This window comes from Rubrivivax sp. A210 (assembly GCF_904426505.1).
Classification (GTDB): Bacteria; Pseudomonadota; Gammaproteobacteria; order Burkholderiales; family Burkholderiaceae_C; genus Rubrivivax.
This window is the reverse complement of sequence record NZ_CAJGBN010000025.1, coordinates 1-11,735: the sequence shown is the minus strand read 5'-3', so window position 1 is coordinate 11,735 and position 11,735 is coordinate 1. Positions and strand designations below refer to the sequence as shown.

General features: G+C 73.8%; 5 protein-coding genes. All 5 read left to right on the top strand.

Annotated features, from left to right (window positions below; all coding sequences use genetic code 11):
• Positions 1 to 465: ankyrin repeat domain-containing protein (locus JMV16_RS15740; protein ID WP_201495252.1), on the top strand; the 465-nt coding region annotated here is incomplete at its 5' end.
• 231 nt (positions 466 to 696) lie between these two features.
• Positions 697 to 1,569: a PEP-CTERM sorting domain-containing protein gene (locus JMV16_RS15735; protein ID WP_236580547.1), complete on the top strand. Its 873-nt coding sequence runs from the start codon at positions 697 to 699 to the stop codon at positions 1,567 to 1,569.
• 78 nt (positions 1,570 to 1,647) lie between these two features.
• The gene (locus JMV16_RS15730) at positions 1,648 to 2,943 is read left to right on the top strand and encodes a hypothetical protein (RefSeq protein WP_201495251.1); all 1,296 of its coding nucleotides are present in this window, start codon (positions 1,648 to 1,650) and stop codon (positions 2,941 to 2,943) included.
• A 92-nt stretch (positions 2,944 to 3,035) separates the two neighbouring features.
• A complete protein-coding gene (locus tag JMV16_RS15725) occupies positions 3,036 to 4,730 on the top strand; it encodes a ShlB/FhaC/HecB family hemolysin secretion/activation protein (protein ID WP_201495250.1) in 1,695 nt (564 codons plus the stop codon).
• Positions 4,731 to 4,752: 22 nt separating this feature from the next.
• Positions 4,753 to 11,735 (top strand): filamentous hemagglutinin N-terminal domain-containing protein (locus JMV16_RS15720; protein ID WP_201495253.1); only part of this gene is annotated, 6,983 nt, incomplete at its 3' end.

Below are 11,735 nucleotides of genomic sequence, written 5' to 3'. Positions count from 1 at the left end.
CGCTGGGGCCAGGCGATGGCCCTGGTCAAGAGCGGCGCCGCCGCCGCCAACGCCCGCGACGAGGCCGGCGGCCACGCGCTGGCGCTGGCCGCCCGCGCCGGCCAGGACGAACTGCTGCGCGAGCTGGTCAAGCGCGGCGCCGAGCTCGACCGCGCCGGCGACGACGGCTTCACCGCGCTGGGCGCCGCTGCCTTCTTCGGCCGCCGCAGCACGGTGCGCCTGCTGCTGCTGGCCGGCGCCGATGCGGGGCAATGGGGTGCCACCGGCCAGAGCGCGCTGCACCTGGCCAGCCTGGCCGGCCAGCTGGACGTGCTGGACGAACTGTTGCGCCTGCGCGTGGATGTCGAGTTGCTCAATCGCCAGCGCGAAAGCGCGCTCGATGTGGCCGCCAATGCCGGCCAGCAAGAGGCCATGGGCCGCCTGCTGGCCGCCGGCGCCGACCCCCTGCGTGCGGGGAATCGCTAGGCGGGCATGGACCGAAAGGGCCAGCGCCGTGGCCGGCCGCGGTCGCCTCTGTCACGCACAACCACGAAGCTCAGCGGGTCCAAGAACGAGAGGCCCGCAGCGGGCTGATCGGACTAGCGCGGCGCGGCGCCCACCGGGTACGGGTGACACAGGCCCTTCCTACAGTGGCGCAGCGGTTCCTAGAGGCCGTCGATCTCTAAGCCTTCCCTAAATTCACTCAGGAGTGACTCAATGAACTTCAAGCTCAACGCGCTCGTGGCCGCCCTGGCCACCGTGGCGTCCTTCGGCGCGCAAGCCGTCATCACGCAGCAACAAGGCCTCGGCAACACCGGCAACAGCTCGGTCATCTTCGTCGCCCACGACGCCACCGACAACATCACCCTGGTCGTCGACCTCGGCCTGAACATGGCCGACCTGATTCCGGGCTCGGCGCTGACCACCAGCGGCTCTGCGACCTGGAACTTCGCCACCAACACGACCAGCCTCGCCACCACGGGCAATGACTGGACCGCGGCCTACAACACCTTCAAGGCCGCCGCCCTCGGCAACGATCTGCGCTGGGGCATTCTGGCCGGCGACAACATTACCGGCAATTCTGTGACGGCCGCCAACACGATCATCGGCAAGGGCTACCTGACAACCGGAAACCCGACCGCGGCGGAATTGGTCAACACCAACGCCACGTCGTCGACCGCGATCGGCAACGCGCTCACGCCGCTGAACAACTACCTTGCTGGGGCCAACGCGGCGGGCAACAACCAGACCGTCGCCAACGGCGCCGCCACGGCCACCGCCGGCGGCCTCTTCGGCGTGATGGGCGGCAACTTCAACGGCGCCGGCGCCTGGACCTATCTGATCGCCAACGGCGTGTCTTCGAACATCAACTACCTGCGCCAGAGCACGGTCGCCAACCCCACGGCCTTCCAGATCGGCGACCCGAGCGGTGTCGACGTCCTGTCGACCAATCCCACGACCTTCAACTTCGACATCAACACCAACACGCTGAGCCTGGCCTCGCCGGTTCCCGAGCCCGGCAGCTACGCGCTGCTGATGGCCGGCCTGGCCGCCGTCGGCTTCCTCGCCCGCCGCCGTCGCGCCGCCTAAGCCCCCTTCTGTCTTGAAAGGCCTGCCTTCGGCGCACTGCCGAGGGTGGGTCACGTCCCCAAACTTCCGGAGATAGAAATGCAACTGTCCAAGATCATGCTCGCCGTGGCCGCCGTCGCCACCGCCGCCACCGCCTCTTCCGCCTTCGCCGCCCCCGCCGGCAACCGCGTCGCCGTCAGCGCCGGCGCCTCGGCCATCCAGGGCAACCTGACCCTGGCCATCCGCAGCCTGTGCGTGGCCCCGAACGTGGCCACCTCCTTCATCAGCGGCAACTTCACCACCATCGTCTGCGCCGACGCAGCCGTCACTGGCGGCGCCGCCGGCACCTACGTCAGCAAGCCCGACGCCGACTTCAAGAACTTCGCCGGCCTGCCCTATGCCGAGTTCCGCGTCAACGTCGGCAACGGCTCGTTCGGCAACATCCAGATCCTGAACGGCGTGCCCTTCACCTTCCGCAACCCGGCCACGCTCGTGAACACCGACCCGGCCCCCGCCGGTGCGGTGATCGTTGGTGGCGCCAATGACGTGCAGCCCGAGTTCTTCCCGCTCGCCACCATTGGCAACAACACGCTGTTCCCGTCCACCGCCATCGGCATCGCCCAGGTCTTCGGCGTCGCCGCTTCCAGCGCGCTGTACGACGCCATGTTTGCCGACCAGAAGGCCAGCGGCCTGATCCCGGCCTCGTGCAACCTGGCCGACACCGGCATCAGCTACTGCATCCCCAGCATCGGCAAGCCCCAGATGGCCACCATCATGGCCGATTCCGCCTTCAACAGCGCTTACCTGCGTGGTGTGGGCTTCCTGGCCGGCGCCGCGCTGGACGGCGTGGAACTGCGCTACGCCCGCCGCGTGGACACCTCGGGCACGCAAGCCTCGGCCCAGAACTACTTCCTGGGCCTGCCCTGCTCCAAGGGCGAACTGTCCATCGTTCCGGAGCCGACCACCGACGACGAAGTCGGCGGCCTCAAGGACGCCCTGATCAACAGCATCCGCGTGATGGCCGCCGGTGGCACCGGCGACGTGCGCACCGAGCTGAACAAGCCCGGCCTCTACGTCATCGGCGTGATGTCGGGTGAGAACAACCAGGCTGCCCAGTCCTGGAAGTGGCTGCGCGTGAACGGTGTGGCCATCGGCGAGAACGCCGTTCCGGGCACCGCCGGCATCACCAACAGCAACACGATGAAGAACGGCACCTACGACTTCTACTTCGAGACCACCTCGGCCGGCGGCAACGCCACGGGCGACGCCTTCTGGGCCACGGTCAACAGCGCGCTGAACGTGCTGCCCGCCCCGGTGGGCCTGGTCAACGCCACCGACCTGGGCGCCGGCTACAACAAGGGCGGCCGCACCTGCGCCGGCAGCGCCTCGAACTGATGATGAAGGCCTGACCGTCCCATGGGCTCCCGCCCGGCGGACGGTCATCGCGTCATCGCCACAGCCGCCCGCACCCGCGGGCGGCTTTTCTCTTGAAGCAGCCCCGCGGCGCCCGCACGCGCCCCGCCCGCACCGTGCCCGACCATCGCCCCGCGCCCCTGCGGTTCGTCCTGCTCTGCGGCCTCGCCCTCCTGGCCTGCGCCACGGCCGCGCGGGCCCAGTCGGCCGCCGATCAGCCCCGCTTCGACATCCTCGAATTCCTCGTCGAGGGCGACACCCTGATAGGCGCCGCCGCCATCGAGCGCGCCGTCTACCCCTTTCTCGGCCCCGGCCGCGCCGCCGCCGATGCCGAATCGGCGCGCAAGGCGCTGCAAAAGGCCTACCAGGACGCCGGCTTCCTGAGCGTCATCGTGGTGCTGCCGCCCCAGCCGGTGGCCGGCGGCGCGCTGCGCCTGGTGGTGCTGCCGGCGCCAGTGGACCGGCTGCGCGTCACCGGTGCCCAGCACTTCCTGCCCAGCGCGGTGCGCGAGGCCGTGCCCAGCCTGGCGCCGGGCAGCGTGCCCAATTTCAACGAGATGCAGCAGCAGCTGGCCAGCCTGGCGCGCGCCACGCCCGACCGCGAGATCACCCCGCTGGTGGCCGCCAGCGAGCGCCCCAATGCGCTGGATGTGGAGCTGAAGGTGCAGGACCAGCTGCCCCTGCACGGCGCCATCGAGATCAACGACAAGCAGTCGCTGAACACCGAGGCCGGGCGTCTTGAGGCCAGCCTGAGCTACGACAACCTGTGGCAGCGCCAGCACGCCATCGGACTGAACTGGCTGTACTCGCCGCGCCGGCCCGAGCAGGCCAATATCCTGACCCTCAGCTACCACCTGCCGCTGGGTGGCGAGGGCGACCGGCTGTACGCGATGCTGACGCATTCCGACAGCAACACCCCCACCGCGCTGGGCGGCCAGACGGTGTCGCGCGGCGACACCTGGCGGCTGCGCTGGCGCGATGCGCTGGCGCCGCGCGCCGGCCTGGATCACGCGCTGAGCTGGGGCCTGACGCTGCGCGACCTGCAGGACCGCAATGTCGACGTCGCCGGCGTCACCACCACGCCGTCGGCGCTGCGCTACCCCAGCTTCAGCGCCGGCTACGAACTGGACCTGGCCTCGGCCGCCGTGCCCGGCCGCAGCAGCCGTGCCCAGGCCGAGCTGCTTTTCGGCCTGCCGGCACTGGCCCGGCGCAACGTGCCCTGCTTTGCCGGCGACACCCAGAGCCGCGACCAGTTCGCCTGCAAGCGCGCTGGCGCCAGCGCCGCCTTCCAGGTGCTGGGCCTGACGCTGCAGCAACGCGAGCCGCTGGGCCGCGGCTGGGTTTCGGGCCGGCTGCAGGCCCAGCTCAGCGCCAACCCGCTGGTGCCGGCCGAGCAGGTGGTCTACGGCGGCAGCGATTCGGTGCGCGGCTACTTCGAAGGCGAACAGGCCGGCGACCAGGGCCTGGCGCTGCGCCTGGAGGGCGGCGGCCCATCCTGGGCCCTGGCCGAGGGCGCGTCGCTGCACGCGCTGGGCTTCGCGGACGCCGCCTTGCTGCACCGCCACCAGGCCCTGCCCGGCGAGCGCAGCAGCACGACCATGGCCAGCGCCGGCCTGGGCCTGCGCCTGCGCACCGGCTTCGGCCTGCAGGCCAGCCTGGACTGGGCCTATGTGCTGCGCGCCACCACGCGGCAGGACGCCCTCGGCCTGGTCGAGGCGCTCACGCCTCGCGGCGGCCACTGGGGCCTGTCCGTGCGCCAGGCCTTCTGAAACACCGAAGACCCACCCCGCGATGAACCAGCACCAGTACCGCCTCGTCTTCAGCCGCCGCCTGGGCATGTTCGTGGCGGTATCAGAACAGGCCCGCAGCCAGGGCCGCAGCAGCGGTGAAAGCCGTCCGGGGCGCTGCACCGTGGCCGCCGCGCTGCTGGCGCTGGGCGCCGCCACAGCCACCACCACCGCCACCACCGCGGCCTGGGCCCAGGCGCGACCGCCGGTGGTGTTTGCCGGCCGCCTGCCGGCGCCGCAGCAGGCGCTGCCCCAGCCGTCGGCAAGCCGCGTCTTCGCCTACGACCCGGCCAAGGGCCCGGCCACCGAGTTGCGCAACAACGGCGTGAGCTGGACCGTCAACGGCAACACGGCGGTCTTTGACCAGGGCAGCGTCAACCGCGTCGTCGTCAACTGGGACAGCTTCGACATCGCCGCCGGCCACACCGTGCGCTTCGTGCAGAACAGCGACCCCGGCCAGTACGTCTCGGCGCTCAACCGCATCTGGAGCGCCGATCCGTCGCAGATCCTGGGTCGGCTCGAGGCCAACCGAGAAGTCATCCTGCTCAACTCCAACGGCGTCTACTTCGGCCGCGGCGCGCGTGTGGACACTGGCAAGTTCATCGCCAGCTCGCTGGCCATCGCCGACAGTCAGTTCGAGAAGGGGCTGCGCAACATCACCGACGGCAGCGCGGTGTTCAGCAGCGCCGGCGCGGACTACCGCGCCACCGACCTGAGCAGCGCCGTCACGGTGGAGGGCGGGGCCGAGATCCGTGCCGCCGCCGGTGGCGACGTGCTGTTGTTCGCGCCCCGCGTCGTCAACCAGGGCCGCATAGAAACGCCCAAGGGCCAGACCGTGCTGGCCGCGGGCGACAAGGTCTACCTGATGAGCTCGTCCGACCCGGCGCAGCGCGGGCTCATCGTCGCCGTCGACCCGGTCAAGCTGGCCGGCAGCACCGCCAACGACCCCGAGCTGGGCCTGGCCGAGAACGCGGCAAGCGGCAGCTACAAGACGCGGGACGGCGCGACCGTGGCCGACGCGACACCCGACGCCACCGCCGGCCTGGTGCAGCGGCTCAACGAGATCCGCGCCGAAAGCGGCAGCGTCAACCTGGTGGGCCTGACGGTGCGCCAGGGCGGGCAGATCAACGCCACCACCGCCGTGAAGGGCGCCAACGGCGCCATCTATCTGCAGGCCATGGCCTCCACCGTGGCCCTGGCCGGCGGCAGCCAGCCCAGCGCGCCGGCCCTGCGCCGGGGCCTGACGGTGGAGGCCGGCGCCACCGTGCGCGCGGGCGGCGGCGGCGGCACGGTGGAAGTCGCCGCCGGCAGCCAGACCCTCGTGATGCCGGCGCCAGGCGCCGAGACCCAGCTCGACGCCGAGGTCTTCAACCCCTCGCGCATCCGCATCGAGGGCGGCAGCATCGCGGTGGCCGGCGGCGCCCGCATCGTGGCCCCGGCCGGCCAGATCGAGCTGCTCGCGGCCCAGAACGCCGCCACCAGCCCCTTGTTCGACAGCCAGTCGCTGAGCTTCAACGCCGCGCCCGACAGCAGCCGCGTGGTGGTGGCGCCCGACGCGCTGATCAGCGTCGCCGGCCTGCAGGGCGTGGCGGTAGACGGCGCGCGCAACCAGGGCGAGCAGCGCCTGTTCCGCATCGAGCTGGCCGACGCGCCGGTGCAGCGCAGCGGTCCGCTCTACCGCAGCACGGTCTTCTTCGACCTGCGCGACGCCGCCGCCATCTCGGTGGCCAATCTCGGCGGTGCCGCCGCCGCCCTCACGCGCAGCGCCGCCGAGCGCTCCACCGCCGGCGGCAGCCTGCGCATCGAGTCCGAGGGCGCGGTGGTGATCGCCGCCGGCGCGCAGCTGGATGTCTCGGGCGGCTCGGTGTACTACAGCCAGGCCACGCTGCAGAACTCGCTGGTCGAGCGCAACGGCCAGCTGGTGCTGCTGCGCGCGGCGCCGGCCGGCAACCGCATCGATCGCCTGCTGGGCGACCCGGCGCGCAGCCTCGTGCCGGCCTATACCGAGGGCGCCCGTGGCGGCGCGCTGCTGCTGAACGGCCGCAGCCTGGCCGTGGCCGGCCGCATCGACGGCGCCGTGACCCTGGGCGAGCGCCAGCGCACAGGCACGCGCCCGGCGCCGGCAGCGCTGACCCTGGGCCGCCAGCAGGGCCTGGCCTACTACCTGCCGGCGCTGAACCTGGAGCCCGGCGCCGCCGTGGCGCTGGACGCGGCGCTGCAGGCCGCGTTGCTGACCGACCCGCTGGGCGCCTCGCTGGCCGGCCTGCCGGCCAGCACCTCGCTGTCGCTGCAGGCGGTGGCGGCCGGCGGCTTCGGCGCCCTCAACCTGCGCGCCGCCGCCATCACGCAGGATGCCCCCGGCGCGCTGGCCCTGGGCGCCGGCGGCAGCCTGGACCTGCGCGCCGAGCGCATCGCGCTGGACGGCGCCTACAGCGCGCCCGGCGGCAGCATCGCCCTCGCCACCACGCGCGCCGACGGCGCCGGCGACCTGGGCGACATCCGGCTCTCGGCCCGCACCCGGCTCGACACCGCCGGGCGCTGGACCAACGAGGGCCTGGGCGCCGGCACGGCAACCGACCCCGGCATCGTGCAGACCGGCGGCGGCACCGTCACGGCGACGGCGGCGCATTCGCTGCTGGTGGAGACCGGCGCGCAGATCGACGTCTCGGCCGGCGCCCGCCTGGCGGCCAGCGGCGCGCTCACGCGCGGCAGTGCCGGCAGCATCAGCCTGGCGGCGGGACGCTCCGACCTCTTTGCCACCGTGCTGCAGATCGAAGGCGTGGCGCTGAGCGGCTTCGATTTCGCCAGCGGCGGCACACTGAGCCTGGGCACGCAGGCGCTCAGCCTGGGCGGCAACGCTGCAGCGGGTACCTTCACGCTGGCGCCCGCCTTCTTCTCCGAGCACGGCTTCGGCAGCATCAGCGTCAGCGCCTTCGGCGATGTGCGCCTGGCCGGCGGCACCGAGCTGGCGCCCGCGCTCGCCACCTGGCAACTGGCGCCCGGCTACCGCAGCGCGCCCAGCGGCGCGATGGCTGGTGAGGTCGGCGCGGCGGTGGCCACGCCGGTGGTGGTCGACGAGGCGGTGGCCGACCGGCGGCCGGTGAACCTGACGCTGGCGGCCACGCGCACCCTCAACCCCGGCGCCGGCCAGCCCGGCGGCAGCCTCGTCGTCGAGCGCGGCGCCGCGATCCGGCTTGAGGACGGCGCCAGCCTGACGCTGAGCGCCACGCGCAACCTGGAAATCGGCGCCAGCGGCGGCCAGCCCGGCCAGACCGCCACGCTGGCGGCGCCCGGCGGCCAGATTCGCCTGGCCATCAACGGCGTGCGTGGCGCGATCTCGCAGATCTCGGCCGGCGACGACCCGGCCGGCTTCATCGCCGACCAGGCGCTGTGGCTGGGCGGCGGCGCCCGCCTGTCGGTGGCCGGCGCGGCCGAGCTGCGGCGCGAAAACACGGCGCCCGCCATCGCCGCGCCGCTGTCCGGCGGCACCAGCGGCAGCAACGAGCGCCTGGGCGGCAGCGTGCTGGGCGGCGGCAACATCACGCTCGAGGCCCAGCGCGGCTATGTGGTGGCCGATGCCGGCTCGCAGATGGCGCTGGACGGCGCCGCAGCCACGCTCAACTGGAAGGGCTCGGCCCAGCCGCTGCAGCTGGCGCGGCCGGCCGGCACGCTGAAGATCGCCAGCGTCGAGGGCATCGTGCTCGACGGCACGGTCTCGGCCCAGCCGCCGCGCAGCGCCGACGGCCAGGCCCTGGCAGACGGCGGCCGGCTCGACATCGCCATCGGCCTGGGCGGCATCAACAACTTCTCCTCGGCCACGGCCTATCCCGGCACCCTGCTCGACCCCAGCGGCCAGCCCATCCCCGGCGCGGTGGCGCGTCCGCGCACCCTGCTGGTGGGCGACTACACCGGCCTGCTGTCGGCTTCCGGCGCGGTACACGGCAGCGACCTCAACGCAGCGCTGGGCAACGGCCTGGCCTATGTGCCCACCCGCCTGCTCAACGGTGCCGGCTTCGACGCGCTGCGCCTGGGCGCCGGCGACGCCGTGCGCCTGGAGGCCAGCATTGCCAGCTTCAAGCCGCTGGGCATCGTGATCGACGCGCCGGCGCTGCAGGCCCGCCCCGGCGTACAGGCCACGCTGGGCGGCGCCACGCTCTCGCTGGGCGACCGCTCGCTCAGCCGCCAGGGCGATGCGCCCAACAAGACGGCCGCCGCCGACACCGCGCCCGCCGCCGATACCCGGCTCACGCTGCGGGCGCCCACCATCGAGATCGTGGGCGCCTCGGCGCTGCAGGGCTTCTCGAACGTGGCGCTGGACGCCGGCGCCAGCGCCGAGGGCGAGATCCGCTTCAGCGCCATCGCGCCCGCCCTGGTGGCCCTGCCTTCGGCCACCGTCGGCCGCCTGGCCTTTGCCGGCGCGCTGGAGCTGACGGCGGGCCAGATTTACGCCACCACCGGCACCGGCTTCACGCTGGCCGGCCTGCCGGCCGGCGACGCCAGTGACGCCGGCAGCCGCATCACGCTGAGCACCGGCACGGGCGGCGCCAGCGCGCAGGCGCCGCTGTCGGCCTTCGGCGCGCTTTCGCTGCAGGCCACCGACATCGACCACGGCGGCGCACTGCGCCAGCCCTTCGGCGCCATCGAGCTGAAGGCCGGGCGCGAGCTGACGCTGCGCGACGGCAGCCTCACGTCGGTCAGCGGCGCCGGCAGCACGCTGATCTATGGCAGCACCGACAACCTGGCGCAATGGCTGCTGCCCAGCGGCCAGACCAGCAGCGCCCTGCCGCTGGCCAAGGGCGTGAGCCTGTCGGCCGCGCGCCTGAACACCGCGCCCGGGGCGCGCGTGGAGGCCGGCGGCGGCGGCGACATCCAGGCCTGGGAGTTCTTCTCCGGCGTCGGCGGCAGCCGCGACGCCCTGCTGGGCGACGGCCTCTACGCCCTGCTGCCCGACCGGGCGCGTGCGCCGGCCCTGGCCTTCAACGGCGGCGTCGTGCCCGAGGGCGCGGCCAAGGAGCTGGTGCTGAGCCAGGCCGCCGGCGGCCTCGCGGCCGGCAGCTACACCCTTTTGCCGGCGCGCTTTGCGCTGCTGGGCGCCAGACTGCCCCAGGGCGCGTTCCTGGTGCGGCGCGCCGCCGACCCCGGCCGCAGCCTGCTGGAAGCACCGCTGGCCCAGGACGACGGCAGCTTCATCGTCCAGGCCAGCCTGCGCGACATCGGCTCGGCCTTTGCCGGCCTGCCCGGCGAGCGCTTCGTGATCGAGCCGCAGGCCAGCTTCCAGGCGCGCAGCGAAATCCGCCTCAGCAGCGTCAGCGAGCTGCTGGCCGGCCGCGCCGCCACCCTGGGCAGCGCCGCCACGCCAGACTTGCCGCGCGATGGTGGCCGCGTGCAGATCGCCAGCAGCGGCAGCGAGCGTTCGCTGTGGCAGGCCGGCCTGGGCCTGGGGGCCGGCAGCGGGCGTGCCGGCACGCTGGATGTCACGGCGGCCCGCCTGGCGCTGGTGGACGATCTTGCCAAGACCCCCGACGCGGCCCTGGGCCTGAGTGCCCAGGTGCTGGCCGACAGCGGCGCCGGCAGCGTGCTGCTGGGCGCGCGCCGCAGCCTTGACGCGGCCACCGCGGCCGACGCCCAGCCGCGCTACACCCTGGACAGCAGCGCCACGCGCGCCGTCACGGTGGACCTGGGCGACCGCGCGCTCAAGCTGGAAGAGCTGGTGCTGGCCGCCAGCGGCAGCGTCGAGCTGGCCGCCGGCACCCGCATCGATGCCAGCGCCACCGCCACCCTGGGCGCGCGCACCCTGGCGGCCAGCGGCGACGGCGCGCTGGCCCTGGTCAGCGCCAACGCCGTGGCGCTGGAGCGCGGCGGCGTGAGCCTGGCCGGCGGCAGTCTGAGCCTGGGCGAGAACACCGTGCTTTCCGGTGCCACGCTGGGCCTGGACGCCACCGCCGGCCTGCAGCTGGCGTCCAGCGCCGGCCTCACCGCCGACGCCCTGAGCCTGGGCGCGCGCCGCATCGTGGTCGGCGAGGGCACGGCGCCCGCGGCCGGCGACACCCAGCTGGCAGGTGCCCTGCTGGACACGGTGCGCGACGCCCCCGCGCTGACGCTGCGCAGCTACACCAGCATCGATTTCGTGGGCACCCAGGACTGGGCCCAGCGCCCGACGGCCGACGCGGCGCCGGCGCGGGTGCAGCGCAGCCTGGTGCTGGACGCGCCGCTGCTGCGCGGCCTGGCCGGCGCCGACGGCACGCCGGCGCGCACCGACATCGCGGCGCGCCGCATCGTGCTGCGCAACACCAGCGGCCAGGCCCTGCCGGCGCAGGCCGGCGGTCAGGGCAGCCTGCTGCTGCAGGCGCTGCCGCCGCTGCAGGCCGGCAGCACCGGCGGGCTGACGCTGGGGCCGGGCGCGCTGGCGCTGGGCTTCGACGACAGCCTGCTGCGCTCGGGTGGCGACATCGTGCTCGCCGGCAACGGCCGCACCAGCGCCCAGGGCGATTTCACGCTCAGCGCCGCCCGCCTGACCGCCACCACCGCGGCCGAGCAGGCGCTGGCTGCCGACGCCGGCACGCTGCGCATCGTGGCCGAAGCCGGCGCGCGCACGCTGGGCGAGCGCGCGGGGCAGGGCGCCAGCCTGACGCTGTCGGCGCGCCGCGTCGAGCAGGCCGGCGTGGTCGACCTGGCCGGCGGCCAGCTCGCCATCAATGCCGCCGGTAGTGGTGTCAGTTTGGGCGCCGACAGTACCGCCGTCGCCTTCGCCGCCGGCTCGCTCACCTCGGTGGCCGGCTTCGCGATCCAGGGCGACGATGGCCACGAGGTCTTCGGCCACGCCGGCCAGATCAGCGCCAGCGCGGCCAGCGGCGGCATTGCCTGGGCGGGCACGCTGGACGTGGCCGCGGCACGGCGCGCCGACGGCAGCGCCGGCATGGGCGACGGCGGCAGCGTGGCGCTGCGCGCCGCCGGGCGCGCGCTGCAGCTGACGGGCGCCACGCTGCG

Bases quoted from the DNA above. Each gene is read 5' to 3' on its own strand.
- JMV16_RS15735 (WP_236580547.1), top strand. From the start codon at position 697: ATGAACTTCAAGCTCAACGCGCTCGTGGCCGCCCTGGCCACCGTGGCG.
- JMV16_RS15730 (WP_201495251.1), top strand. From the start codon at position 1,648: ATGCAACTGTCCAAGATCATGCTCGCCGTGGCCGCCGTCGCCACCGCC.